The following is a 24902-nucleotide window of genomic DNA, read 5'->3' as shown; positions in this document are numbered from 1 at the left end:
TCTAAGCCTAGACAAATGCTTTAGCTTAGCACTCAAGGGCGATGTTCGTCGACGTGAACCATCGGTTTTCAGCAACCACCGACTCTCTGTGAGGCTTCACAATCAACTACTCCTCCCTATCAACGCTTTCTTATGTTAAAAAAGTTGTTATCCAACTTTATTTTCTTCGTAAATTTTCTCTCCATCTTCTACAACTAACTTACGAAACTCTTCTAATAAACGGTTCGTATGTGGACCTGTTTGCCCTAAGCCAATCGTTCTACCATCTACTGTCGTAACAGCAATAACTTCAGCAGCTGTTCCTGTTAAAAACACTTCATCAGCTACATATACATCATGTCTTGTAAATAACTCTTCTCTTACGTCATATCCAAGTTTTTCGCCGATTTCTAAAATGGCGTTTCGTGTAATACCTTCTAACGCTCCAGCAGAACTTGGTGGTGTAATTAATTTATTTCCTTTAACAATAAACACGTTATCTCCTGAGCCTTCAGCTACATATCCTTGATCATTTAACATAAGTGCTTCTTGTACTCCAGCTAATTTCGCTTCAATACGAACTAAAATATTGTTTAAGTAATTTAAAGATTTTACTTGAGGGGATAAAACATCGGGACGATTTCGGCGCGTTGCAACTGTTACAACTGGAATCCCTTTCTCATAATATTCTTGTGGGAATAAAGATAATTGTTCTGCAATTACTACTACATTCGGCTTCTTACATGAATCGGGATCCAATCCAAGATTTCCTGCTCCTCTTGATACAACAAGGCGAATGTATCCATTAGATAATTTATTTTGTCGAATCGTCTCAACAACAATATTTGTTACTTCATCTAATGAATATGGAATTTCTAAAAGGATTGATTTTGCTGATTCATACAACCGGACAAGGTGCTCTCTCAAACGGAAAACATTACCGCTATAAACTCTAATTCCTTCAAACACTCCATCGCCATATAAATAGCCATGATCATATACTGAAACTTTTGCCTCATCTTTTGGAACAAATTCTCCATTTAAGAAAATCCATTGCTCATTCACTAGAAGCGCCTCCTATGTTCTATGAATTTTTTATTGTTTCCTAGTTTACTCTCCTTTCTAAATAAATCAAGTGAATTTTTAGAAAATTTATAATTTTTAATCGTACGTACTTCTTTACTTATATTGATTTAACAACATTGTTAACGTTTACAAAAAGTCAAAAAATTTTTTTGCCAATTTCCACTAAAAAAATATTTGTTTAAAAGAAGGATTTTCATCAATTGATGCGAATCTATTGTATTCAATAAACGGACGTCCGATTTTATAAATCCGGGAATATATAACGACTTTTGCTGAAAAAGGGGGAAAATAACAAAAATAGCGCTGTCTAAAAATAACATTCATATTTTTCATTTCGTAATCATAATCCTATTTTTAAAAAACAATTTGTCAAAATGAAGGAGGAAATAAATATGGCGTGTGTACAAATTAAAGGAACGAGACAAGAGGTAGTAGAAATGCTGCAATTATTTGATCTAATGGATACGAAAGGTTTTTGTAAATTCGATAATTACGTAGAGGTAGAACCAAATACGCAAGAACATAATCATTTTATTGCTTCAATCGACATCCATTCAAATACTTCTTCTGCCCAAGATACATTAAACGATCAATTCGTTAGTCAAATGCTTACTGGCGTATATAACGACTAAACAAAGATTTACTTCCTACCGTCTTTTCATAAATGCAGTGAACTTGAGCATACTAGCAATTAGATGGTAGGAGGTGAGAATTATGGCTAGAATTGGCGTTGAAAACTCATTAACAGACGTTCAACAAGCTCTTCAGCAACAAGGTCATGAAGTTGTTACACTTAACTCAGAACAGGATGCACAAGGGTGTGATTGTTGCGTTGTAACTGGGCAAGATTCTAATGTGATGGGCATTGCAGATACATCAATTAAAGGATCAGTCATTACAGCTCACGGTTTAACAACGGATGAAATTTGTCAACAAGTTGAAAGTCGCACTTGAAAAATGAAAGAGGACTCCTTTTAAAAGGAGTCCTCTTTTTTATATTCACCTAACGGGAAAGTAACATATACTGGATGAAAGCCCTACCTCTCTCTCATCATTACGGTTCCACTGACCGCTCCTTGATTCACTAGTATACATATATAGCTTACAAATACAATTTATAGGGTTTGTTCACAAAAGTTGTTGATAAAATTACCCGATCTTTCGCAAACTTTTCGTATTGCATTCATAAGAGATATTTACTTTACACTAGCTGTAACCGAGACACGAATTAAAATTTTAACACCAATACAATAACTTGTCAACTTTTTTCCGCAAATTAAAAACAGACATTAACGGTTTGTCTGTTTTAGAATGGAGCTTTTTCTTTTATTACATATACAACAAAGCCGCTTACTAACATAAATAAGCCAACTACTAAGTTTTTGATATTAATCATAAATTCCTCTCCCTTATTCCACACATCATATATATTTACATTTCAATTATTCCGATCATCCTAAAGCGCACTTTTTCTAATATATCATAATTCCTAAAAAATGCAAGTTCACTTTTGACGACCATTCACAAATTTATCTACAGTGCTTGGTACAGTATTTAAAGCCTTTTCAATTAAATGTGTACTGCTGTTGAGATGTAATACTTGCACCCCATTAGAACCAACTACTAAAAAAGCTACTGGACTAATGGAAACCCCAGCCCCGCTTCCTCCTCCAAATGGATGCCCTTGTTTGTTCTCTTTATGCTGATTTTGCCCACCGTTATGTTTTTCAGTAATGAAATCCCCTTTAAAATCACTTCCACCAGCTCCAAAACCAAAAGCCACTTGAGATACTGTTAATACTACATTTCCGTCAGCTGTTGAAACCGGGCTCCCAACAATTGTATTTACATCTACCATCTCTTTTAAATTTGTCATTGCCGTTTTCATTAAATTTTCAATTGGATGTTCCATTATGTATTGCACCCTTTCCTCATTATTCCTTTTTATATTTTCCAAAATAGAGGAAGTCATACTAACTTTTCCTATTTCAAGAAAACATTTTCCTCCTTTTAAAAGATACTACTCCCTGTACATGCTCCGGTATAGTGAAACTTTAATCAGTGGGATGTGTACATTGCTCGACTCCCACAAATAGCGGGATAAAAAAGAAAAAGAGATACATACTACTATTGAACCTTGTTATGAAAGGAGTCATGACTTTGACTGAGAAATTTGATGATTATAAAAGAAGAGATAGAATAGATAGTGATTATAGTGACTATAAAGAAGAGTACGCCGCTGAGGTTGCACCACAACGCATTGATTATGATTACGATGATAAAGACGATAAAGATGTTGTAAAATCGTCCGCTGCTGGATCAACTGCTGGTTTTATCGCTCTTGCGCTATCTATCTTATCGCTATTTACATTTCCAACACTATTTGGTCTTGTTTCTGTTTTACTCGGTATTTACGCTTATAATCGCGGAGCTACTGTAACTGGCGGTATCGCTGCAGTTGTCGGTGGAATTGCTGCACTTATCGCAATTTTATTCCGAGTAGCACTTATTGGTCTATTGTTCTCCCTGTTCTAAAAAAGAAAAAGGTATCTCGCTTAACGCGGGATACCTTATCCTGTAAACACATCTTCCGATGGATATTTTATTTTTTGTTTTGCTGGTCGCGCTAAAGAGAACACAAGTGTTAATGGTCCAATTAATCCGCAGAACATAACAAACATAATAATACATTTTCCGAATGCCGATAGCTTTGCAGTAATTCCCATCGTTAATCCGACTGTGCCAAACGCTGATATTGTCTCAAATAATAATTGAATAAAGCTGAAGTTTTCTGTAAGCATTAATATGAATACCGCTGCTAAAATAAGTATTTGACTGGCAACAGCAATCGCTAAGGCCCTCGTTACTGTCGACATTTTAATTGTACGCTGAAATAAAACAATTTCCTCCTTTTTTCTAAAGAAAGAAAGGACAGATGTAATTAAGATAACAAACGTCGTTAATTTAATTCCTCCACCTGTCGATACACTTCCTGCACCAATAAACATTAAAATCATCGTAAATAATATAGATGATTCTTCCATACCTCCATAGTCAACCGTATTAAATCCAGCTGTCCGCGGAGTAATACCTTGAAAGAAGGAAGCCCATAGTTTTTCATTTAAAGATAAATTACCTAACGTCTTCACATTATTATATTCCAATACAAAAATTACAATCATTGCTATAACATTTAGCACTACTGTTCCAATAATCATTATTTTTGAGTGAAGTGATAATTTTCGAAAACTGCGGCTATACCATATATCAATTAATACGGTAAAACCGAGTCCCCCAATTACAATTAAAGAGCAAATCCCAATATTAATAATAGGATCCCCTACATATCTTGTTAAATTATCTGGCCATAAAGCAAATCCTGCATTATTATAAGATGCAATTACATGAAAAATACTATAGTATAAACCTTTTCCAAAACCAAACTCTGGAATAAAGCGAAACGATAAAAAGATGACCCCAATAAGTTCAATACAAATCGAAAATATAAAGACACGCTTTACTAATTTTACAAGACCACCTATATTTGTTTGATTAAATGCTTCTCCAATTAATAAACGATGGCGTAATCCGATTTTTTTACCTAGTACCCAAACAATTAAAATGGCAATTGTCATAAGGCCTAGACCGCCTGTTTGAATTAAAAACATAATAACAATTTCGCCAAACATCGTAAATGTACTTGCTGTATCCACTACTCCCAAACCAGTTACGGTCGCTGCTGATGTTGCTGTAAAGAAAGCATCTACCCAACTAATATGTACTTTCGTTGCGAATGGTAATTTTAATAACAAACCGCCAACCACAATTAAGCAGAAAAAGCCTAATGCTAATATTTGTGGTGGGTTTAATCGTATAAGACGATTATACAGCCCTTGTTTTTTTGTTACGTCCATATCACTAACTCCCTTATTAAAGTGAAGCTTTCCCCTCATACAATAAAAAGCTTTTTAAAAGCCCTTAAATAATTGGGACAAACCTTATATTCTCATAATATAGTTGAGCATAATCCTTTTTTTCATAGATTACAACTTTTATTTATATTCAGATTCCTTTTCGTTTTATGCTGGAAAACTCTATATCCTAACTCAATATTGCTAGCAATAACAATTTCATATGTACTATTTTTCAAATCCCCATATCTTTCACTCTATGTTCACATAGAGGTCACATCCACCTTTTATAGTATATGTATCGAAGCTGTTCCTCCCTAATTTATAAGACATTCCCCAGTGTCTTTGAATAGCTTCCATCCCTAATTAAATTGACATAAATTGTCCCCTTCCTTGACCATCTTATATATGATGGTCTTATTTTTTTGTTTTCTCTATCTTTTATTCCACTATTTGTGGGCAATAAACGCCCGATTGGTTAAGGCTAATAATCAACAGGGGATGAACAAAAAACACTCATTAAATTTTCATTTTATTTAAAACTCCCTCTCTCTTTCACTCTATATTCACACAGAGGTCACATCCACCTTTTATAGTATATGTATCGAAGTTGTTCCTCCCTAATTTATAAGACATTCCCCAGTGTCTTTGAACAGCTTCCATCCCTAATTAAATTGACATAAATTGTCCCCTTCCTTGACCATCTTATATATGATGGTCTTATTTTTTTGTCTTTCTATCTTTTATTTAAAACTCCCTCTCTCTTTCACTCTATGTTCACACAGAGGTCACATCTACCTTTTATAGTATATGTATCGAAGTTGTTCCTCCCTAATTTATAAGACATTCCCCAGTGTCTTTGAACAGCTTCCATCCCTAATTAAATTGACATAAATTGTCCCCTTCCTTGACCATCTTATATATGATGGTCTTATTTTTTTGTCTTTCTATCTTTTATTTAAAACTCCCCCTCTCTTTCACCCTATGTTCACATGAGAGTCACACCTACCTTTTATAGTATATGTATCGAAGTTGTTCCTCCCTAATTTATAAGACATTCCCCAGTGTCTTAAAGCAACTTCCATCCCTAATTAAATTGACATAAATTGTCCCCTTCCCTTGACCATCCTATGTGGTGGTCTATTTTATTTTCCAAACACAAAATCAGTCTATCTACACTTAAACAAAAAAAAACGAAAAATTCAGAAAATATTGTCAAATTAGGTATTTTTTCGGTATAATTACTTTAGAAAGAAATTTCACAAAAACAAAAGGGGGGATTTTATTGAAACAAACAAAAGCAATCTTAATCGCATTATTTCTAGGTCTAGTTGTTGGACTCACTCTAAATTTAGCTGCTCCATCTATCTTTGAGCCACTAAATCAATATGTGTTCAACCCAATTGGTCAATTGTTTATTCGACTTATTAAAATGCTAGTTGTTCCTGTTGTGTTCATTTCTATCGTACTTGGTGCTGCCGGCCTTGGAGATCCGAAACAACTTGGAAGAATCGGTTTAAAATCAATTTCATTCTTTCTCATAACAACTGCGGTTGCCATCTCTATAGCGGTTACATTTGCACTTATTATAAAACCAGGAGCTGGCGGTAATTTTAAAACAGAAGGTCTTAAGTATGAAGGTGCAAAAACTGAAACATCTTTCGTCGACACATTGCTAAATATCGTACCAGATAACCCAGCAAAAGCGATGGCTGACGGAAACATGTTACAAATCATTGCCTTTGCCGTATTGATTGGACTCGGTATAGCTATTTTAGGAAAACGAGTTCAAGGTATCCATTCATTACTTGAACAGGGCAACGAATTAATGATGTATCTTGTTAATCTCGTTATGAAATTAGCCCCAATTGGAACATTCGGTTTGCTCGCTTCATCCGTTGGTAAAATGGGGCTTGCAGGCGTCGCTGCGATGTTCAAGTATATGATTGTCGTTATGTTAGTACTCATTATTCACGGGGTCTTTGTATATGGCGGCTTATTAAAGGTATTAGCAAAAGAAAGTATTGTTCGTTTCTTTAAACATTTCGGACCAGTAATGGCAATTGGATTTAGTACATCTAGCTCTAATGCATCGCTTCCATTTGCAATGAAAACAGCACAAGATAAGCTTGGCGTTCCAAAAGCGATAAGCTCATTTGTACAACCACTAGGGGCAACTATTAATATGGATGGTACTGCCATTATGCAAGGGGTAGCCACTGTATTTATCGCTCAAGTATACGGAGTTGAACTTACATTACCGCAATTAGCTATGGTCGTATTAACTGCTGTACTAGCTAGTATCGGTACTGCTGGTGTACCTGGTGTTGGACTTGTAATGCTTACAATGGTTTTAAATCAAGTAAATCTACCAGTAGAAGGTATCGCTTTAATTATCGGTATTGACCGTATTTTAGATATGTCTAGAACAGCTGTAAACATTTCTGGTGATGCAATTTGCGCAATGATTGTCGCAAAATCAGAAGAAAAATATAATACGGATCAATCGGCAGCATCTTAAATCAAAAAAGGAGTGATGAATTTCACTCCTTTTTTGATTTACTCCCTTTTTTAGAACGATATTCTTTTCCTTTATTATCATTACCAGTTTCAAATTCAGTGCTAAATTCCTGATTAAACTGGCCGGACTTTGGTGATCCTTGATTACCGCTCCCTTTACTACCGTTACGATTCGTCATATTTCTCCCTCCCTTCCTTGTATTAGTAGTATGGCGCTCTATCTTTTTTCATACACATTTTATTTTTTAACATCTATTACACATGAAAGAAGACCTTCCATATATAAGGAAGATCTTCTCTTTCATCACGTAAGCGTTTTCTTGTTTATAATCACTTAAATAAGTTTTTTGGAAATCGAAATCATTACATTCATTTCATCTTCTGAAAGTGTAGAGAATCTTTCTTGTAAATATTGTTTTTTCGCATCTTCCATTTTCGCAACTAAATCTTTCCCTTGTTCTGTAATCTCTAAATACACAACTCGGCGATCTGATGTAGAACGTGAACGAGTTACAAAACCTTTATTAATTAATTTTTCTGTAACAGCTGTAATATGACTATTCGACACATTTAATTCATTTGCTACACGCGATACCATTTCTTTATTCGTACGATTTAATATTCTCAGGACGATGAATTCATTCCACGGTATGTAACCACCGAATATTTTTCCGATATCATTACGCAATGTGCGAAACATAGCAAACACATTTGTCGATAGTTCTTCCATTAATTGCTCTCGATTTTGAGACAACTTTGACAGCTCCTTTTATTTCATTTAGTTAAATAAAAACCTTATTAATAATTTTACATGAAATCTTACTTTTTGTCACCTTATTTTCCCATAATTCGTAGTTTTTTAATATGTATTTCATGATAAAATGAAGTTAAATTCCAGAAAAAGGGAGTATCTTAATGCAAGAGGAGGAGAAATTCTCAAATCTCAGCCTAAAAGATAAAACGATTATCATTAGTATTATTGCTCTTTTTCTCATTATAATTTTTGCATTTATATTTTTTTGTATATGTAGGAATCTTTCAAATTACAGGTATAGAGTATAGTTCACGTATTGCGTTACTTCTCTTTTTTTTATTAATCACTTTCTTAGACAGTATTACATTTTTCATCTTCAGTTTCTTCAAAGCGCTGCTATATCCACTGACACAAAACATGCCAAATTGGATTTCTATTACTCTTTTCTCATTCATTGAAATTACACTAGATTGGTTCGTCATTCATACTGCTGATGATTGGATAGAAAGCGTACAAATGTCCAACTTAACTGAATGATGTGTCGTACTATTCTTTTTTCTATTAAATAAATTATTAAGTGACGAGAAAGAGTAAGAATACAAGCTTTTCTATATAAAAATTGGTACAATGAAAGCAAATCTTACTAAAGAGGTGTTAATTATGAACTTACAACAATGGGCTGATAAAGGTATGTCCTTTGATACATATGTGAATGAAATGCAAGTAAACCAATACGAGCTACTACACATTTACAATAACTTTTTAATTCCAAATGAATTACTTCCTGTATTAGAAGAACGTCAAAATGACGGCTGGCGTGTTATCGTATTAACTGCTGATTGGTGTGGCGATGCTCTTTTATGCGTACCTGTTATGAAACGAATTTCTGAAGTTGCAAATATTGAAATGAGTTTATTAATTCGCGACGAAAACTTAGAATTAATGGATCAATATTTAACAAATGGAACAGCACGTGCGATTCCAATCTTTATTTTCATTGATAAAGATGGAAATGAACAAGCCGTCTTTGGACCACGCGCTCCAAAAGTACAAGAATTAGTAACTTCAATGCGCGCTACATTACCCGAAAAAGAAGATCCAACATTCGAAGAAAAACAAAAAGAAATGTATGCTAATTTCCGTGCTACATTAGCTGATGATACTTCTCTTTGGGAGCATGTAATGGAAAATATGGTGGAAAAAATAGTAAAATAAAAAAACCTGCCGAGCTCGGCAGGTTTTTTTATTACATAATGAAGAAATAGAATACCGCAGCTAAAATGAAACGATAATAAGCGAACGGTGTTAGTTTCACACGAGATAATAATTTCAAGAATGAAACAATTGCAAGCATCGCAACAACGAATGCAGTTACAAATCCTGTTACAAATAGCGTTATATCTGCTGAGCTTAATACATCCCAGCTTTTAATTAAATCTAATCCACTTGCAGCTACCATCATCGGTACCGCTAAAATGAACGTATATTCAGCTGCCGCTGTATGCGACACGCGAGCTAATAAACCACCACTGATTGTAGAACCAGAACGAGAAAATCCTGGCCAAAGAGCTAAACATTGAAACATTCCAATTGTAAATGCCTGTTTATATGTGATTTCATCTAACGTTCTTGCTGTACTTGGTTTCGAAAACTTCTCAGCAACAATCATTAAAATACCACCGGCTACTAAGCTAATAACAACTGGTCCTGGACCAAATAAAACCTCTTTAATAGTGCTATGGAATAACACGCCAAGTATCCCAGCAGGAATCATCCCGATAATAATATGTAATAAATTTAACGATGGTCCGTCTGTTACTTTACCTATTCCAACTAACGACCATAGACGCTTCCAAAATATAACAACAACTGCTAAAATCGATCCCAATTGGATAACAACTTCAAAAACTTTCGCTCTCTCATCGTCAAATCCAATTAAATGTCCTGTTAAAATCATATGTCCTGTTGATGATACTGGTAGAAACTCTGTTAACCCTTCAACAGCACCCATGATTAAACCAATTAACCAATCAGCCACAAGTAGTGCCTCCTTAATAACAAATAATATGTAATTTTTTCACACCTTATCATAATACCTTATCCCTTTTCAAAGTGCATCCTTTTTTTATTGGCTTCATATGTTATAGGCGCGTATTTCTTTTCTAATCTTTGATTAAATTGTATGATAGTAAGAGTTTGTTTTTTTATACGGAAAGGGGATTTTATGAAAGAAACTACTTCATTCTCACAAAATTTAAAGCAATTTGTATTACTATTTTTTCCGATTTTCGTAACACAAATGTCATTATTTGCGATGAGTTTTTTTGATACAACGATGTCAGGACATGCAAGTCCAACTGATTTAGCAGGTGTTGCAATTGGAACAAGTATATGGATTCCAGTTAGTACGGGGTTAACAGGAATTTTAATGGCTACTACTCCCATTGTTGCACAGCTCGTTGGATCCAAGAAAAAAGAGGACGTTCCCCACGTTGTCATACAAGCTGTTTATTTAGCAATTTGTGCTAGCTTCGTTGTTATCCTCATCGGTTTTTTCGTCGTTTCACCTATTTTAAATGGCATGCGCTTAGAAGAACCTGTGGAACGTATTGCAGCGCAATTTTTAAGTATTATCGCAATAGGAATTATACCTTTATTCACTTACACTGTTTTACGTGGATTTATTGATGCATTAGGAAAAACTCGAACAACGATGATTATTACATTATTATCATTACCAATTAACGTAATATTAAATTACCTATTAATTTTTGGTAACTTCGGTTTCCCAAAGCTTGGTGGTGTCGGAGCAGCAATTGCTTCCACTGCAACATATTGGTGCATTTTAATTATTACAGTCATTATTATTCAGACGAAAGAGCCTTTTGCCTCTTTCAACATTTTCAAACAATTATACCGACCTTCTCTTTCGAGTTGGAAAGCATTCTTAAAACTTGGCGTCCCTATCGGATTTGCTATCTTTTTTGAAACGAGTATTTTCGCTGCGGTAACGCTCATGATGAGTAATTTTAGTACGACAACTATTGCAGCTCACCAAGCAGCTATGAACTTTGCTTCCTTGTTATATATGACTCCGCTAAGTTTAGCAATGGCAATGACTATTGCGGTCGGATTCGAAGTTGGAGCAAAACGTTACGATAATGCAAAACAATACGGATTGATTGGAATTGGATTAGCCCTTGCCTTTGCTTTATTATATTCGATTCTTCTCTACTTCTTTGATGATCAAATTGCTTCTATTTATACGACAGATGCAAAAGTTCATCATTTAGCAAAAGAATTTCTTATCTTTGCAATTTTATTTCAAATTTCAGATGCAATTGCAACCCCTGTACAAGGAGCTTTGCGTGGTTATAAAGATGTAAATGTTGCTCTAATTATGACTTTAATTGCTTATTGGATAATAGGTCTACCACTAGGTTACATATTAGCGACGTATACAGAATGGGCCGCGAAAGGCTATTGGATCGGTCTTATTATCGGTCTAGCATTTGGCGCTGTCTTCCTACTTATCCGTCTCTTTCAAGTACAACGAAAATATACAACACAAAACAGCCGCTAATAATAAAGCGGCTGTTTTCTTTATGCATATTTTTTCTTGTAACGTATAATATAATGAAAAAGAAAGGTGGGTACATATGGACGACAAAGAAAAAAAGCAATCATTCGATGAAGAATTTGCCCCTGAAATTTCACCTGGATATCGGCAAGATGTACATAAGCCACCTAAATATAAAAACACTTCGTTTTTAATGGGCATTACCATTTTCGCTGCTGTATTACTCATACTTATCATTTTCGTTTATTTTTGATGAAAGGTGGCCTATTATATGAAGAAACAAGATTCCAATCGTTCAAAAAGAACTGTTAAAACACAAAAAGGATATGCAGGAGATTCTGTTCATACTCTTAAACAAGTCGAGCAAGGGAATTTATATATTGCTCAAAAAGAACTTGGTCAACAAAATGAAAATCTTTAAAGGCCCTTTATTCCTTGAGGGCCTTTTTATTCCGCATTAAGTAATACACCCTCAAATGTTCTATTGGGCAATGAATTTCCTTTATTGTACGCGCTGCTTTTGTTCTAGCACCATAAAAATATTATTAACCTTTACAATTTTCACTTCATAATTCAATTTCATTTCGCTTCTCTTACCATTTTCAGTACCCGCAACGTACGCTACAGCTTGATAAAGAAAACTCTCATCGGTCTCTTCACGTATCTCCTCGCTTGTAAATTTATACTCTAAATCTCGAAAACGATTTGGATAATAATTTTCCATTAATTGTTCATACCCTCTATTTAAAAATATTTCTTCACCTTTTCGTTTCACATCTTCTTTATTATTAAACTCAAACACTGATAGTTGTTCAGTCACAAAATGCTCTCCTACCTTTTTCATTTCATTATGAGTTAAATTTTCTATACTTTTGTTCTTTAATTCCTTATTTAACTCGTACTGATCAATCGGTTTAAAGGTAGCAAAAACCTCCTCTTTATATGACCAAAACAATACAAAAGCGATACATAGAGAAATGATTAACAGTCTTTTTTTCGTAATACTCCCGCCCTTCTTCATAATAATAGATATATTTTAACATATAGAAAGAAAATTCTGATATCATAAAATAGAATAACTTAACTCAGAAACGAGGAACAATTATGGACTCTTACAAACATTATATAAAAGAAGCTTTGCCTAATCTTTCTATACATTCATATAAACAAAATGAAGAAGGATGGGATAATGTAGCAGTTATAGTAAATGATGAGCTACTGTTTCGTTTCCCGCGAAAACAGGAATATGCGATGCGAATTCCGTTAGAAAAAGAACTATGCGCAATTCTCTCTTGTTCACTACATGAAATTAAAGTTCCAAAGTATCACCTATTCTATAAAAAGGAGACTGATGCTATTCCGCTTTGTAGTTACTATACTCTCATTCATGGTGAACCTTTAAAAACAGAAATAGTTACTACACTAGAAAAACAAGAACGAAAAGCACTTATTACACAATTAGCAACTTTCCTTGCTGCTCTACATAGTATTCCTCTAAAAAGTGTTACAGCGTTAGGATTCCCTATTGAAAAAACACTTACCTACTGGAAAGAGCTACAAACTAAATTAAATCAGTATGTTACTAACAATCTTACTTCGTTCCAGAAATCAGCCTTAAATCGTTTATTCGAGAATTTCTTTGCCTGTCTAACTACATCTAAATTTCAAAATACAATCATTCACGCTGATTTTACACATCATCACATTTTATTTAACAAGCAGAACAAACGCATTTCAGGTGTTATCGATTTTGGTGATGCGCAAATTGGCGATCCTGCTTTTGATTTTGCAGGACTATATTATGATTTCGGAAATGAGTTTACTACATCTGTATATGAACAGTACAGTACACTTATTTCTCATCATGATCCATTACTCATTCATCGTATTACTACCTTTTATCAATACAGTCCTTTACTACATAATATTATTTATAACTTTGAGTCAGAGAATGAACTCGAATTCATTACAGGCACAGAACAGCTAAAAACGATATTACAGGGATGAGATTACATTCTCTCCCTATATACTCTCTCCTCATACATCATTAACTTTTTATCCATTTCAACAATAACTTTATACAATTGAAACGCCTGTAAAATTTGCAGTTGAATTTCAAAAGGAGCATTTTGTTCTTTTAACCATTGAAATACTTTTGTTTCATCTTTCATTGATTATTCCTCCCTTTATTCTGCTATTTGTGGGTAGCCCGATTAATGAGGGCTGATAATCAGTGGGTGATTGACAAAACCCCCACTGATTAAAGTTTCACTTTATTAAAATCTGCTACAAATATACCGTAAATGATGAAAAGCTTTTCATGTCAATAACAAAAAAGGATGCAAAGTTGCATCCTTTAATGAACTATATTTTTCTTCTGTTTCGCTTCTGTCTTTACTTCTTCCCCTTGGCATTCACTACGAAACGCACAACTTATACACTCAGAACGAAAATGACGCTCTGTATAATGCTCAGGTTGCTCTAACATTTCTTTCATTCTAGATAAATCAGCCATTCCAGTTATAATATCTTCCTGTTTCGGAATGTACTCATACTTAGTTCCTTCTATTAAATTAATAACTTCAATTTTTCCTGGAAGAACTCCGAAAGCTTTATAACTGAATACTGTCATTAGCTTCTGACAAAGAGCAAGCATTTCCTCATCTGCATCGACAACATACTTTTTAATTACAAACGACTCAGCACTCCACTCACCAACTTCAAATGTCAATGACATGTGGACACCTAACTCTTCCATATATGTTTGAAACTTCTCGTATAAAAACAATGGTGGTGTCTGACTATCATCCTTTTCAACGAACTGTAATAAGTGATCCGTTAGCTTCGCTAATACAATATAGTACTCCGTCTTCGAAGCAAACATATTAATCCTTACTTTTTTCCAATACTTTTCTATTAATATTAAAAGTACAATTTTCGTTTGTTGACCCGCAGGTAGCGTGTAATACTCGTTAATAATTTGATTGACAATCATTTGTGCTATTTGTTGCCATTCAAATGAAGAAGGTTCTCTTCTTTTTATGTGACGAAAATAAAATTTATGCGGACAACGCATAAAATCATACAAATGATAATCTGTCATCGTTTTGATTGAGATTTTCTCATGCACTTGCTCTTCATCTCCCTTCTGCCATTAAGAAAGGTGTTTTACAAATTCAGCTCCAAACTGTAAACATTTTTCTACATCTTCATCTTCTGGCGTTAATTCTACTTTTAGTCCTTCTAACACAACTGCTGCCCCGCGCTCTTGTAGCTTTTCTATTAAAATGTCAACTGCCACTCCGTATTTCGGATAAGCCGAATCACATGATCCGAATACTGCCGCTTTTTTCCCAGTTAAATCAATAGAATCCATTGCATCATAAAAATCTAAGAAATCATCAGGAAGATCGCCATCTCCCCAAGTGTATGCACCTAAAATAATTCCATCATACTGTTCTAATATAGAAGCTTCTGGTGAATCCATAATATCAATAACTTCAATTTCATTTTCTGTTTCACGAATTACGCCGGCAATATGGTCAGCCATTTCCTCTGTATTTCCACTCATACTTGCAAAAATCATTACTAACTTACTCAACTGAACCTCTCCCTTTACTTTGTATCTCTTTTTCTGTTTGAATGCTCTTCTTCTCATCTACATATTCAGACCGAATTACATTTCTTTGCCATTCCATATGCTGATCAACATCTTTATTTTTATCTTTTAATCCCCTCCGCAGAAGGTGAAAATTCTTTCTCATTAACATGTCGCATCCATCCTATTGATAATAATTATCAATTCCAACTATATTTAGATTAATTGACATTGATTATCAATGTCAATAACTATTTTTAAAAAAATGATTAAAATGTACAAGCTTGTCCGTTAGCTATTCATATACTATGAATGAGCATAGTTCTTTCTCAGCCCTCTCTGACGGAAAGAAATAAAAGCAACTGCAATAGAGTGCAGTTGCCTTTTTTTGTTTTTCTATGATTTTAGTAATCTTATAGTCGTCTCTAAAAATAGCTCCACTCCACAAATTAATGCTGATTCATCCAAGTCAAATTTCGGATGATGATGTGGATAACAAGTATATATATTTTCATTACCTGTTCCTAATTTAATGAAACAACCAGGTGCTTTTCTTAAATATGCTGAAAAATCTTCTCCACCCATAGAAGGTTCAAGCTTCACAACACGCTCATTCCCAAACAAATGTAGTGCACTTTCTTCTACTATTTTCGTAATATATTCATCATTAATAACCGGATCATATCCATATCGATACGTATATGTATACGATCCTCCATGTGCTTCTGTAATTCCTTTCACAATTTTCTCGATTTTCCCTTCTGCTTCCACCCTCAATGCTTGATTAAATGAACGAACAGTTCCCATTAAAGTTGCTGTACTAGGAATAATATTGTCAGCCGTTCCCCCATGAAATTGTGTAACTGAAACAACCCTTTGCATAAAAGCACTTGTATTTCTTGATACGATATGTTGTAGATTTGTAATAATCTGTGCTCCGATAGCAATAGGATCTATCGTTTCTTCTGGTCGCGCCGCATGTCCTCCTTTGCCTTGAATCTCAACTGTAAATACGTCTGGAGCTGCCATCATCGGTCCATATGCAATTCCTATCTTTCCACTCTCAAGTCCTGACATAACATGTAAACCTATTACATAATCAACACCGTCCATTACACCTGCCTCAACCATTTCTTGTCCCCCGCCTGGATACACCTCTTCTGCGTGCTGAAAGAATAGACGAATCTCACCTGCAAAATCTTCCTTTATATTTGATAACACCTCTGCTGTGCTTAATAAAATAGCTGCGTGAGCATCGTGCCCACATGCATGCATCATTCCTTTATTCACAGATGTATAAGATTTACTTGTCTCCTCTTGAATTGGCAAAGCGTCTATATCAGCTCGAATCGCAATTACTTTCCCTTGCTTCACACCTCTTTTAATTGCTAGTACACTATATTTCGTCGGTCTCGTTACTTCAAAAGAAGAAAATGAGCATAATGTATCATATATAAATTGCGAAGTTTCTTTTTCATGAAATGATAATTCCGGATACTTATGGAAATGCCTTCTCCATTTCACGATATTTTCTTCCGAAATTAGATTCTTCCACACTCTATTCATGATAATTTCCTCCTTTTCAAAAGAACTAGAAATTTAAAAGTTTACTCCGTCTTAAATGATTAATAAAAACAAACACTGTATTTTTACGTATTCTTATAGTCCACTTTTATGTATTCACACAATCCACTTTCTATTTACATGTCAAACCCATTACAAATTCATGCTGAATGTAATATAATTGCTAAGTTAGGGATTTTCTTTTTTAGTATTTAGTGCTAATATCAGAAAAGAGCCTTTTGACTTATTTTTACCTAAAATGTGGGATTTTGTTTTTTTCACAATAATGTAGGACATGATACCTACAAAGAGCTATTATTTCATTAAGAGAGGGAAAGACATGGAAAGATTAAAAGAGATATGGTCTCGACCACTCACACAATGGGTTGCAAAGACGGTTTATTATCTTGCAATTTTATTTGCATTACTTTGGTTGTATGGATTCCATGATACAAACACAAGTACATTTATTTACAATGAATTCTAGGGTGGGAACGTTATGAAGTTATTAGAACAAATTGAAAAGTGGGCTGCAGAAACGCCTGATCAAACCGCTTTTGTTTGGCGAGATGCGAAAATTACGTACAAACAATTAAAGGAAGATTCTGATGCGTTAGCACATTGGATTTCTTCTGAGTATCCAGACGATCGTTCACCAATTATGGTGTATGGCCATATGCAACCTGAAATGATTATTAACTTTTTAGGATGTGTAAAAGCTGGACATGCTTACATTCCTGTAGATTTATCTATCCCAGCTGATCGTGTACAACGTATTGCTGAAAATTCTGGTGCGAAATTACTTTTATCGGCAACAGCAGTAACTGTAACTGATTTACCAGTTCGCATCGTAAGTGAAGACAACTTAAAAGATATTTTCTTTACTCATAAAGGGAACACTCCAAATCCTGAACATGCGGTAAAAGGTGATGAGAATTTCTACATTATTTACACATCAGGAAGCACAGGTAATCCGAAAGGGGTTCAGATTACTTATAACTGCCTTGTTAGCTTTACAAAATGGGCTGTAGAAGATTTCAACTTACAAACAGGGCAAGTATTCTTAAACCAAGCACCTTTCTCATTCGATTTATCTGTAATGGATATTTACCCATCATTAGTAACAGGTGGTACACTTTGGGCAATCGATAAAGATATGATTGCGCGTCCAAAAGACTTGTTTGCTTCTTTAGAGCAATCGGATATTCAAGTATGGACTTCCACACCTTCTTTCGCTGAAATGTGTTTAATGGAAGCATCTTTCTCTGAGAGTATGCTACCGAACATGAAAACATTCTTATTCTGCGGCGAAGTGTTACCAAATGAAGTGGCTAGAAAATTAATTGAACGTTTCCCTAAAGCAACAATTATGAATACGTATGGTCCAACAGAAGCTACTGTCGCTGTAACAGGTATTCACGTTACAGAAGAAGTGCTTGATCAATACAAATCACTTCCAGTTGGCTATTGTAAATCAGACTGTCGCCTTCTTATTATGAAAGAAGATGGCACGATCGCACCTGATGGTGAAAAAGGTGAAATCGTAATTGTCGGTCCAAGCGTAAGCGTTGGATATTTAGGAAGCCCTGAATTAACAGAAAAAGCATTTACTATGATTGACGGTGAGCGCGCCTATAAAACAGGCGATGCTGGCTATGTTAAAAATGGTCTTCTATTCTATAATGGTCGTCTTGATTTCCAAATTAAGCTGCATGGTTATCGAATGGAATTAGAAGAAATTGAGCATCACCTTCGTGCGTGTTCTTACGTAGAAGGAGCAGTTATCGTTCCAATTAAAAAAGGTGAGAAATACGATTATTTATTAGCGGTTGTTGTTCCTGGAGAACATTCATTTGAAAAAGAATTCAAATTAACATCTGCAATCAAAAAAGAACTCAATGAGCGATTACCAAACTACATGATTCCACGTAAATTCATGTATCAATCTTCTATTCCAATGACACCAAATGGAAAGGTAGATCGCAAAAAATTATTGAGTGAGGTTACAGCATGACCGCATATGGATCATTTTATTTTTTCGCTATAGTGGGCATTTTATTAATACCTACTATCATAGCTGGATTAAAAGGTAAAATGTTGCGCAAATATAATGCCGTTTTAACATTAGTCATGATTGCTATTATCTTCTCAGATAAACCAAAGCAAGCAATGATGCTAGCTGCATTTATTATTTGGCAATATGTCCTTATTAAAGGCTATTTAATTTTAAGAAAACAAAATAATAGTACATTCACATTTTGCATAGCTGTTATTTTATCGATTTTGCCTCTTATTTTGGCAAAAATCGCGCCGTTTGCATCGTTTTTACCTGAGTTAAAACTTGTTGTTTTCCTAGGTATATCTTACGTAACATTCAGAGCAGTTCAAATGGTATTTGAAGTTCGTGATGGTTTAATTAAAGAGCTTTCTTTCTTTAACTTCTGGGAATTCGTTTTATTCTTCCCTGCGATTTCAACAGGACCTATCGATCGTTACCGAAGATTCCAAAAAGATATTCAAAAGCCACCTAGCGCTGAAGAATATCAAAATTTACTATATACAGGACTAAATCGTATTTTCCAAGGTTTCTTGTATAAATTTATTATTGCTTACTTAATAAAGCAATATTGTATGGATCCAGCATTCGCTCAACACGATACAATATTTTCAAATATGATTTACATGTATAGCTATAGCTTATATCTATTCTTTGATTTTGCTGGTTATAGCTCTTTTGTAATTGGTGTAAGTTATATGATGGGAATTAAAACGCCAGAAAACTTCAATAAGCCATTCCTTAGTCGTAATATTAAAGACTTCTGGAACCGCTGGCACATGAGTTTATCATTCTGGTTCCGTGATTTTATTTACATGCGTTTCGTCTTTTTTGCAACGAAGAAAAAGTTAATTAAGAACCGTTACACTATTTCGTATATCGGTGCATTTTTAAACTTCTTCATTATGGGAATTTGGCACATCCAAGGAAGCGCTGTTGCGCAGTATGTTATTTATGGTCTATACCATGCCGCACTGTTTATTTTATTCGATATTTTTGAACGAAAAAACAAGAAGCATAAGTTTTGGCCAAACAATAAATTTACACACATCCTTGCGATTGTAATTACGTTCCACGTTGTATGTTTCGGTTTCCTAATCTTCTCTGGACACCTTAACAGATACTTTTAATGCACCCTTCTTATTCCATTAAGAAGTTGCACATATAATATATTTCGGATATAAAGGAGATTTTAAAAATGGCAGAATTCAAAGAGCAAGTATTAGATATTTTAGAAGAAGTATGTGAAAACGATATTGTGAAAGAAAACTTAGATGTTCAATTATTTGAAGAAGGTATCCTTGATTCTTTCGCTGTAGTATCTTTATTAGTTGAATTCCAAGAGCGTTTAGATATTGAAGTTTCTATTTCTGATTTTGACCGTGACGAGTGGGCTACACCAAACATGGTTATTAAAAAGTTGGAAGAAATCCGATGAACAAAGCAAAATTTGGTCCGATGCTTTTAGCATTGGCCCTTTTTGCTGTATTCTTACTTATTCCAACGCGCTTCCTACTTCCACTTTTAAGTGATGAAAAAGTAGAACAAGCTGCTACTTCTTTAAAAGAAGAAAAAATTCAAAGTATGATTTTACAGCAAAAGATGTTAGCAGATCCAAAATATCTTCCGATGTACGGTTCATCGGAATTCGCACGTATGGATGCTTTCCATCCATCTAATTATTTTAAAGTAAAGCCTGAAGGATTTACGCCATTCCTTCTTGGACGCGGCGGAACACAAGACCTTGTACATGTATTAAACTTCGCATCTACAATGGATCAATTGAAAGATAAGAAAATGGTATTCGTTCTTTCTCCGCAATGGTTTGTACCACAAGGTATTGACGAAACGCACTTTGCACCTAACTTTTCAAAACAACAAGGTTACCACTTCATTTTCAACAATGATTTAAAACCTGAAATGAAAAAACAAATTGCAAAGCGTTTATTAAACTTTGAGATTGTAAAAAAAGAAACTTTATTAAAAATTTCGCTTGAAGGTATCGCTTATGATGATACGAAGTATAAAGTAAAAGCACTTGCTGCTAAACCTTTCGCTTATATTTACCGTAACATTTTAGATCGTAAAGATTTATTTACAGCTATGTTTAATATTAAACCGCACAAAGAGAAGCTCGATCCTTCATTAAAACAAATGAACTGGGAAGAGGCTCGTAAACATGCGGATCAAATAGGTGCAGCAGAATCTGGATCTAATGAATATGGTATCGAAGATGGTTACTTCAATAGCAAAATTAAGAAAAAATTAAAGCAACGTGAAGGTTACTTAAAAAATGATGCTTATGACCAATCGCCAGAATATGAAGATTTACAAATTGTACTTGATTTATTAAAACAATCTGGTGCAAAACCACTCTTCATTTCTGTTCCTGTCAAAGGTCCTTGGTACGACTACGCTGGCTTCCCGAAAGAACGCCGCGAAGCATACTATAAGAAAGTTCATGAGCAAATTGAAAAAGCTGGTTATCCAATTGCCGACTTCTCAAATCATGAATACGATAAATACTTCTTAAAAGATCATATGCACTTAGGTTGGAAAGGCTGGGTTTACATCGACGAAGCCATCCAACAATTTTATAAAGCAAACTAACGAAAAGACCGCTTGAATTACTCAAGTGGTCTTTTTGTATATATTTTGTAATTGCTCGATTGCATTCGCCGCTTCTTTCATAACTCGCTCCACTACATGCTGAGCTGATTCGATTCGTGCCAATGATGCTGCCTGTCCTGCCCAAAGTGACATATATTCTTCCTTATTTTGCTTCGCTGCCTCTTGGCGTATTTTAGAAGTTAATACGTTTTGCACTGGATATACCGGAAGCCCTTCTTCTTTTCCTTCATGTCTTTCTATAAATTCATTCCGAATACCGCGTGCATATTTCCCGGAAAACGCACGAGTTACAGTTGTGCTCGTATCTGTACTATGTAAAACCGCTTCTTTATACACATCGTGCGTAATACTCTCTTCACTTGTTAAAAAGGCTGATCCCATTTGAACACCTTCTGCTCCTAGTGCCAATGCCGCAACAAGCCCTTGTCCGTTCATTACACCACCTGCTGCGACAATTGGGATATGCGGAATAACCCCTACTAACTGAGGTATTAACGCAAAAGTACCAATCATAGCATCTCGTTCTTTCCCAATAAACGTTCCTCTATGCCCTCCTGCTTCGCTACCTTGCCCAATAATAATATCTACTCCTAGTTCAGCAAGTACTTTCGCTTCCTTCACATGGGTAGCTGTTCCGATAACTTTTATTCCACTTCTTTTTAAATCATTTATTTCTTCTTTTTCTAACGTTTGAAATGCAAAGCTAACGACCGGTACTTTTTCATCTAATAGCACTTGTACTTTTTCATCTAATAGCACTTGTAATTGTTCCTTATAGCTTTTTGGAAGCTTTAACGTTCCTTCTACTTCTATACCTAATTCTCTATTCACTCCGCTTAGTAATACTTTCGCCTCATTTACCTTCTCTTCTTCTATTTCTATCTCTTTCGTTACAAGTAAATTAACACCGAAAGGCTTATCTGTTAGTTCTCTTATTCTATAAATCGCTTCACGAATTTGTTCTGGGCTCATATAGCCGGCTCCAAGCGTCCCTAATCCTCCACTATTACTTACTGCTGCAACAAGTTCTGGCGTCGTAATCGCGCCTGCCATACCAGCTTGAACAACGGGATACTCAATTTTTAATATGTCTGTTACTCGACTTGTAAACATCATTTCCCCTCCTATTTCCTTTATATCTTCTTTATTTGATAAGCTTTCCCCTGCTTTTGCAAGGGTTGAACTTCATATGAAGCGAATATATTGAAAGAGAAGGAGGCTGAGCTTAATGATTTATCCAAATGCATTAAAACAAGGTGATACAGTAATGATTATTGCACCATCTGGTCCACCTACAATCGAAAGTGTATTAAAAGGTGTGAATGTATTACAAGAGATGGGGTTATCCGTAATAATCGGGAAGAGTGTTTACGAGAAATATGGATTTTTAGCCGGAAGTGATCAAGTTCGGCTTGACGATATACATGAAGCATTTACAAATAATGAAGTGAAGGCAATTTTTTGTGCACGAGGTGGTTATGGAAGTGCTCGTCTTCTTCCTCACATTCAATATGAAGTTATTAGGCAAAATCCAAAAATCTTTTGGGGATATAGCGATATTACAGCTTTACATACTGCTGTTTCACGTTATGCAAAGCTTATAACATTTCATGGTCCGATGATTGAAGAACTAGGAAAAGGTATTGATTCCCTATCTTTATCCTCTTTTAATCAGCTATTCCATCCGTATTCAACCATTTTATCTGCATCAGAATGTATCGTACCTAGCTCTCACAGTACAGTTACAAGTACGTTAGTTGGAGGAAATTTAGCTGTGTTAACAAGTATAATTGGCTCGCCCTACGAGATAATTACGAACAATACACTTTTATTACTTGAAGACATTGGTGAAGAACCGTACCGCATTGACCGTATGTTAAATCAGCTACTTTTATCTGGAAAGTTTAATGAATGCAGGGGCGTTATTTTCACAAGTTGTCACGACTGCACTCCTTCAAAGCCCTCTCAATCATTGCAAACAATATTATATGAATATTTCGCGCCATATCATATACCTGTCCTATTCGATTTACCAATTGGACATATAAGTCCAAACATCGGTATTCCACTTGGAGCTACAGCGACAATAAACACGAATAATAAAACAGTCTCTATTTCTTCTGGTATAGCCACTTCATATTCAAATTAAAAAGTAAAAGGAAAAGCGATTACGCTTTTCCTTTTACTTATAATAATTAAAAATTCGTCCAGATGCGATATCTGCAATTTCTTCTGGAATAAATGTTTTACTTATATCAGTGCCAACATTTAATACAGCTGTAGCATCTTTCTCAATGCTACCAAATAACTCTTTCCCACGTATCGTAATAAGGGGCGTTCCTTCTGGCAACACATCTTTTACAAATTCCATTTGTGTAAAGAACGGAACGATCCATCTACCTTCTCCTTGGAAATGACGCAAACGAAGTATTCCTTCTGTTGCCCCGTCCTCTGCTTCTAGTGAACCAGCAACATAAAACTCAGTAGATAAGAGCAATTCATAAAATTCCTTTTGCTTCTGTTTATCATCCCCTGCTACAACAAGTACCTCTTCTAATTTCTTTACTGAAATTTGCTCCATATGATGCCACCCCTATTTTCAAAATGATTGTACTTAGATTATACGAAATATTCTTATTTTTTTCTACATAATTCGCAATTATTTTCTTGAAATAATTTTAACACTTCTTTTGTCGTCACAATCGTAGCAAACTCTTCATGTAAATTTACAAGTGTCATATTGTGAATATCCTCTGCACTATACTCCTTACCATCTAAACCTTTACGGTTAAACGTAGCCGTTGCATCACTCACTAAATATGTTGTAAATCCTAAATTCCCTGCCATTCGTGTCGTAGTTTCCACGCAATGATTTGTCGTTAATCCTACAACCACTGCTGCATTACATTTGTTCTTTCTTAATTGCTCTTCTAAATTTGTCCCAATGAACGCGCTGTTAACGAATTTCTGAATAACCACTTCATCAAGTAGTGGTTGCACTTCTTCTTTAAAGTTTACCGTTTCCGCTCTCTCATAAAACATTGACTGAGCATTTTCTTTATTTACATGTTGAATATGAAAAACTGGTCGTTCCCTTTTTCTCCATTCTTCTAACAAAATTCTCATGTTTTCTTCAGCAAAAATATTATTTCTCTCGCCCCAATCTGGTAATTGAAATGCCTTTTGTACATCGATTATGATAAGTGCTATTTGATTTGTCATCA

At 34.9% G+C, this 24902-nt stretch carries 31 protein-coding genes, 1 pseudogene and 1 other annotated feature (1 of these 33 running past the window's edge); of the genes and pseudogenes, 16 read left to right on the top strand and 16 right to left on the bottom strand.

Annotated features, from left to right (window positions below):
• Positions 1-132: a binding site (T-box leader), on the bottom strand; it reaches 96 nt to the left of the window's first position.
• Between the two features lie 15 nt (positions 133-147).
• Positions 148-1044 (bottom strand): branched-chain-amino-acid transaminase, encoded by an 897-nt coding sequence (gene ilvE, locus GD442_RS06805; RefSeq protein WP_001005486.1) that lies wholly within the window; start codon positions 1042-1044, stop codon positions 148-150.
• A 413-nt stretch (positions 1045-1457) separates the two neighbouring features.
• On the opposite strand from ilvE, the gene GD442_RS06800 reads away from it, so the two are divergent.
• Both GD442_RS06800 and GD442_RS06795 read left to right on the top strand, forming a co-directional pair.
• A complete protein-coding gene (locus tag GD442_RS06800) occupies positions 1458-1697 on the top strand; it encodes a DUF3911 family protein (RefSeq protein WP_000752514.1) in 240 nt (79 codons plus the stop codon).
• Between the two features lie 82 nt (positions 1698-1779).
• A complete protein-coding gene (locus GD442_RS06795; RefSeq protein WP_000101022.1) occupies positions 1780-2019 on the top strand; it encodes a YkuS family protein in 240 nt (79 codons plus the stop codon).
• A 352-nt stretch (positions 2020-2371) separates the two neighbouring features.
• On the opposite strand, the gene GD442_RS06790 is transcribed toward GD442_RS06795, so the two are convergent.
• Positions 2372-2461, bottom strand: a complete 90-nt coding sequence (locus GD442_RS06790; RefSeq protein WP_000608227.1) for a hypothetical protein — start codon at positions 2459-2461, stop codon at positions 2372-2374.
• Positions 2462-2569: 108 nt separating this feature from the next.
• Entirely contained in the window at positions 2570-3037 is a 468-nt protein-coding gene (gene ytfJ, locus GD442_RS06785; RefSeq protein ID WP_000204234.1) for a GerW family sporulation protein, read from the bottom strand.
• Positions 3038-3225: 188 nt separating this feature from the next.
• Here ytfJ and GD442_RS06780 point away from each other — a divergent pair, with 188 nt between their 5' ends.
• On the top strand, positions 3226-3600 hold the full coding sequence (locus tag GD442_RS06780) for a hypothetical protein (protein ID WP_000136546.1): 375 nt from the start codon (positions 3226-3228) through the stop codon (positions 3598-3600).
• A gap of 35 nt (positions 3601-3635) precedes the next feature.
• Here GD442_RS06780 and GD442_RS06775 read toward each other — a convergent pair whose 3' ends face one another.
• Positions 3636-4979 (bottom strand): TrkH family potassium uptake protein, encoded by a 1344-nt coding sequence (locus GD442_RS06775; protein WP_000383526.1) that lies wholly within the window; start codon positions 4977-4979, stop codon positions 3636-3638.
• Positions 4980-6261: 1282 nt separating this feature from the next.
• Between GD442_RS06775 and GD442_RS06770 the strand changes: the two genes are divergently transcribed.
• Positions 6262-7497, top strand: coding sequence for a dicarboxylate/amino acid:cation symporter (locus tag GD442_RS06770; RefSeq protein WP_000814804.1), 1236 nt, complete (start codon positions 6262-6264; stop codon positions 7495-7497).
• A gap of 22 nt (positions 7498-7519) precedes the next feature.
• Here the strand turns inward: GD442_RS06770 and GD442_RS06765 are convergent, their stop codons facing one another.
• Both GD442_RS06765 and GD442_RS06760 read right to left on the bottom strand, forming a co-directional pair.
• Entirely contained in the window at positions 7520-7675 is a 156-nt protein-coding gene (locus GD442_RS06765) for a hypothetical protein (RefSeq protein WP_000184928.1), read from the bottom strand.
• Positions 7676-7830: 155 nt separating this feature from the next.
• Positions 7831-8250, bottom strand: a complete 420-nt coding sequence (locus GD442_RS06760) for a MarR family winged helix-turn-helix transcriptional regulator (protein WP_000081434.1) — start codon at positions 8248-8250, stop codon at positions 7831-7833.
• A gap of 161 nt (positions 8251-8411) precedes the next feature.
• Between GD442_RS06760 and GD442_RS06755 the strand changes: the two are divergent.
• Positions 8412-8787, top strand: a pseudogene (locus GD442_RS06755) (YrvL family regulatory protein).
• A gap of 90 nt (positions 8788-8877) precedes the next feature.
• Positions 8878-9465 carry a thioredoxin family protein gene (locus GD442_RS06750; RefSeq protein WP_002040836.1) on the top strand — a complete coding sequence of 196 codons (588 nt, stop codon included), beginning with the start codon at positions 8878-8880 and terminating at the stop codon, positions 9463-9465.
• Positions 9466-9496: 31 nt separating this feature from the next.
• Here GD442_RS06750 and uppP read toward each other — a convergent pair whose 3' ends face one another.
• Complete coding sequence (uppP, locus tag GD442_RS06745) at positions 9497-10288, bottom strand: bacitracin resistance undecaprenyl-diphosphatase (RefSeq protein WP_000796253.1); 792 nt, start codon at positions 10286-10288, stop codon at positions 9497-9499.
• Between the two features lie 186 nt (positions 10289-10474).
• Here uppP and GD442_RS06740 point away from each other — a divergent pair, with 186 nt between their 5' ends.
• The 3 genes from GD442_RS06740 to GD442_RS27680 all read left to right on the top strand — a co-directional run bounded on the left by GD442_RS06740 (position 10475) and on the right by GD442_RS27680 (position 12251).
• Complete coding sequence (locus tag GD442_RS06740; RefSeq protein ID WP_000665561.1) at positions 10475-11833, top strand: MATE family efflux transporter; 1359 nt, start codon at positions 10475-10477, stop codon at positions 11831-11833.
• Positions 11834-11909: 76 nt separating this feature from the next.
• Positions 11910-12083, top strand: coding sequence for a hypothetical protein (locus tag GD442_RS06735; RefSeq protein ID WP_000341062.1), 174 nt, complete (start codon positions 11910-11912; stop codon positions 12081-12083).
• Between the two features lie 18 nt (positions 12084-12101).
• Complete coding sequence (locus GD442_RS27680) at positions 12102-12251, top strand: hypothetical protein (RefSeq protein WP_000743742.1); 150 nt, start codon at positions 12102-12104, stop codon at positions 12249-12251.
• 81 nt (positions 12252-12332) lie between these two features.
• Here GD442_RS27680 and GD442_RS06730 read toward each other — a convergent pair whose 3' ends face one another.
• On the bottom strand, positions 12333-12851 hold the full coding sequence (locus tag GD442_RS06730; RefSeq protein WP_000715252.1) for a hypothetical protein: 519 nt from the start codon (positions 12849-12851) through the stop codon (positions 12333-12335).
• 83 nt (positions 12852-12934) lie between these two features.
• Between GD442_RS06730 and GD442_RS06725 the strand changes: the two genes are divergently transcribed.
• Positions 12935-13837 (top strand): aminoglycoside phosphotransferase family protein, encoded by a 903-nt coding sequence (locus GD442_RS06725; RefSeq protein WP_000378978.1) that lies wholly within the window; start codon positions 12935-12937, stop codon positions 13835-13837.
• Positions 13838-13839: 2 nt separating this feature from the next.
• On the opposite strand, the gene GD442_RS27675 is transcribed toward GD442_RS06725, so the two are convergent.
• The 5 genes from GD442_RS27675 to amaA all read right to left on the bottom strand — a co-directional run bounded on the left by GD442_RS27675 (position 13840) and on the right by amaA (position 16994).
• Positions 13840-14001: a hypothetical protein gene (locus tag GD442_RS27675; RefSeq protein ID WP_000651086.1), complete on the bottom strand. Its 162-nt coding sequence runs from the start codon at positions 13999-14001 to the stop codon at positions 13840-13842.
• 185 nt (positions 14002-14186) lie between these two features.
• Positions 14187-14960: a hypothetical protein gene (locus GD442_RS06720; RefSeq protein ID WP_000544574.1), complete on the bottom strand. Its 774-nt coding sequence runs from the start codon at positions 14958-14960 to the stop codon at positions 14187-14189.
• 24 nt (positions 14961-14984) lie between these two features.
• The gene (locus tag GD442_RS06715; protein WP_000041153.1) at positions 14985-15431 is read right to left on the bottom strand and encodes a flavodoxin; all 447 of its coding nucleotides are present in this window, start codon (positions 15429-15431) and stop codon (positions 14985-14987) included.
• Entirely contained in the window at positions 15424-15600 is a 177-nt protein-coding gene (locus GD442_RS27670; protein ID WP_000929023.1) for a hypothetical protein, read from the bottom strand. The genes GD442_RS06715 and GD442_RS27670 overlap by 8 nt, the downstream gene beginning before the upstream one ends.
• Positions 15601-15824: 224 nt before the next feature.
• Complete coding sequence (gene amaA, locus GD442_RS06710) at positions 15825-16994, bottom strand: N-acyl-aliphatic-L-amino acid amidohydrolase (protein WP_001082783.1); 1170 nt, start codon at positions 16992-16994, stop codon at positions 15825-15827.
• A 337-nt stretch (positions 16995-17331) separates the two neighbouring features.
• Between amaA and GD442_RS06705 the strand changes: the two genes are divergently transcribed.
• The 5 genes from GD442_RS06705 (at position 17332) to dltD (ending at position 21657) form a co-directional block, all read left to right on the top strand.
• Positions 17332-17478, top strand: a complete 147-nt coding sequence (locus tag GD442_RS06705; protein ID WP_000440293.1) for a teichoic acid D-Ala incorporation-associated protein DltX — start codon at positions 17332-17334, stop codon at positions 17476-17478.
• Positions 17479-17490: 12 nt separating this feature from the next.
• Positions 17491-19005 carry a D-alanine--poly(phosphoribitol) ligase subunit DltA gene (gene dltA / locus GD442_RS06700; protein WP_000770506.1) on the top strand — a complete coding sequence of 505 codons (1515 nt, stop codon included), beginning with the start codon at positions 17491-17493 and terminating at the stop codon, positions 19003-19005.
• Positions 19002-20177 carry a D-alanyl-lipoteichoic acid biosynthesis protein DltB gene (gene dltB / locus GD442_RS06695; protein WP_000127933.1) on the top strand — a complete coding sequence of 392 codons (1176 nt, stop codon included), beginning with the start codon at positions 19002-19004 and terminating at the stop codon, positions 20175-20177. Before dltA ends, dltB begins: the two co-directional genes overlap by 4 nt.
• A gap of 68 nt (positions 20178-20245) precedes the next feature.
• Positions 20246-20485, top strand: coding sequence for a D-alanine--poly(phosphoribitol) ligase subunit DltC (dltC, locus tag GD442_RS06690; protein WP_000807310.1), 240 nt, complete (start codon positions 20246-20248; stop codon positions 20483-20485).
• A complete protein-coding gene (dltD, locus tag GD442_RS06685; RefSeq protein WP_001030267.1) occupies positions 20482-21657 on the top strand; it encodes a D-alanyl-lipoteichoic acid biosynthesis protein DltD in 1176 nt (391 codons plus the stop codon). The genes dltC and dltD overlap by 4 nt, the downstream gene beginning before the upstream one ends.
• Before the next feature lie 21 nt (positions 21658-21678).
• Here dltD and GD442_RS06680 read toward each other — a convergent pair whose 3' ends face one another.
• On the bottom strand, positions 21679-22791 hold the full coding sequence (locus GD442_RS06680) for an NAD(P)H-dependent flavin oxidoreductase (protein ID WP_159365067.1): 1113 nt from the start codon (positions 22789-22791) through the stop codon (positions 21679-21681).
• Between the two features lie 115 nt (positions 22792-22906).
• Here GD442_RS06680 and GD442_RS06675 point away from each other — a divergent pair, with 115 nt between their 5' ends.
• Positions 22907-23827: a S66 peptidase family protein gene (locus GD442_RS06675; RefSeq protein ID WP_000640079.1), complete on the top strand. Its 921-nt coding sequence runs from the start codon at positions 22907-22909 to the stop codon at positions 23825-23827.
• Between the two features lie 33 nt (positions 23828-23860).
• On the opposite strand, the gene GD442_RS06670 is transcribed toward GD442_RS06675, so the two are convergent.
• Entirely contained in the window at positions 23861-24259 is a 399-nt protein-coding gene (locus tag GD442_RS06670) for an SseB family protein (protein WP_000435265.1), read from the bottom strand.
• A 53-nt stretch (positions 24260-24312) separates the two neighbouring features.
• The gene (locus GD442_RS06665) at positions 24313-24900 is read right to left on the bottom strand and encodes a cysteine hydrolase family protein (protein ID WP_000184426.1); all 588 of its coding nucleotides are present in this window, start codon (positions 24898-24900) and stop codon (positions 24313-24315) included.
• Positions 24901-24902: the final 2 nt, after the last annotated feature.

Source organism: Bacillus sp. A260 (assembly GCF_009861435.1).
Classification (GTDB): Bacteria; Bacillota; Bacilli; order Bacillales; family Bacillaceae_G; genus Bacillus_A; species Bacillus_A cereus.
The sequence above is the reverse complement of the archived record's forward strand: the minus strand, read 5'-3'. Positions and strand labels throughout refer to the sequence as shown.

Bases quoted from the DNA above. Each gene is read 5' to 3' on its own strand.
- GD442_RS27675 (WP_000651086.1), bottom strand. From the start codon at position 14,001: ATGAAAGATGAAACAAAAGTATTTCAATGGTTAAAAGAACAAAATGCT.
- ytfJ (WP_000204234.1), bottom strand. From the start codon at position 3,037: ATGACTTCCTCTATTTTGGAAAATATAAAAAGGAATAATGAGGAAAGG.
- GD442_RS06765 (WP_000184928.1), bottom strand. From the start codon at position 7,675: ATGACGAATCGTAACGGTAGTAAAGGGAGCGGTAATCAAGGATCACCA.
- GD442_RS27670 (WP_000929023.1), bottom strand. From the start codon at position 15,600: ATGTTAATGAGAAAGAATTTTCACCTTCTGCGGAGGGGATTAAAAGAT.
- GD442_RS06790 (WP_000608227.1), bottom strand. From the start codon at position 2,461: ATGATTAATATCAAAAACTTAGTAGTTGGCTTATTTATGTTAGTAAGC.
- amaA (WP_001082783.1), bottom strand. From the start codon at position 16,994: ATGAATAGAGTGTGGAAGAATCTAATTTCGGAAGAAAATATCGTGAAA.
- GD442_RS06775 (WP_000383526.1), bottom strand. From the start codon at position 4,979: ATGGACGTAACAAAAAAACAAGGGCTGTATAATCGTCTTATACGATTA.
- GD442_RS06675 (WP_000640079.1), top strand. From the start codon at position 22,907: ATGATTTATCCAAATGCATTAAAACAAGGTGATACAGTAATGATTATT.
- dltD (WP_001030267.1), top strand. From the start codon at position 20,482: ATGAACAAAGCAAAATTTGGTCCGATGCTTTTAGCATTGGCCCTTTTT.
- GD442_RS06705 (WP_000440293.1), top strand. From the start codon at position 17,332: ATGGAAAGATTAAAAGAGATATGGTCTCGACCACTCACACAATGGGTT.
- GD442_RS06680 (WP_159365067.1), bottom strand. From the start codon at position 22,791: ATGTTTACAAGTCGAGTAACAGACATATTAAAAATTGAGTATCCCGTT.
- GD442_RS06795 (WP_000101022.1), top strand. From the start codon at position 1,780: ATGGCTAGAATTGGCGTTGAAAACTCATTAACAGACGTTCAACAAGCT.
- GD442_RS06725 (WP_000378978.1), top strand. From the start codon at position 12,935: ATGGACTCTTACAAACATTATATAAAAGAAGCTTTGCCTAATCTTTCT.
- GD442_RS06735 (WP_000341062.1), top strand. From the start codon at position 11,910: ATGGACGACAAAGAAAAAAAGCAATCATTCGATGAAGAATTTGCCCCT.
- GD442_RS27680 (WP_000743742.1), top strand. From the start codon at position 12,102: ATGAAGAAACAAGATTCCAATCGTTCAAAAAGAACTGTTAAAACACAA.
- GD442_RS06750 (WP_002040836.1), top strand. From the start codon at position 8,878: ATGAAAGCAAATCTTACTAAAGAGGTGTTAATTATGAACTTACAACAA.
- GD442_RS06665 (WP_000184426.1), bottom strand. From the start codon at position 24,900: ATGACAAATCAAATAGCACTTATCATAATCGATGTACAAAAGGCATTT.
- GD442_RS06730 (WP_000715252.1), bottom strand. From the start codon at position 12,851: ATGAAGAAGGGCGGGAGTATTACGAAAAAAAGACTGTTAATCATTTCT.
- dltB (WP_000127933.1), top strand. From the start codon at position 19,002: ATGACCGCATATGGATCATTTTATTTTTTCGCTATAGTGGGCATTTTA.
- GD442_RS06670 (WP_000435265.1), bottom strand. From the start codon at position 24,259: ATGGAGCAAATTTCAGTAAAGAAATTAGAAGAGGTACTTGTTGTAGCA.
- GD442_RS06800 (WP_000752514.1), top strand. From the start codon at position 1,458: ATGGCGTGTGTACAAATTAAAGGAACGAGACAAGAGGTAGTAGAAATG.
- GD442_RS06740 (WP_000665561.1), top strand. From the start codon at position 10,475: ATGAAAGAAACTACTTCATTCTCACAAAATTTAAAGCAATTTGTATTA.
- dltC (WP_000807310.1), top strand. From the start codon at position 20,246: ATGGCAGAATTCAAAGAGCAAGTATTAGATATTTTAGAAGAAGTATGT.
- dltA (WP_000770506.1), top strand. From the start codon at position 17,491: ATGAAGTTATTAGAACAAATTGAAAAGTGGGCTGCAGAAACGCCTGAT.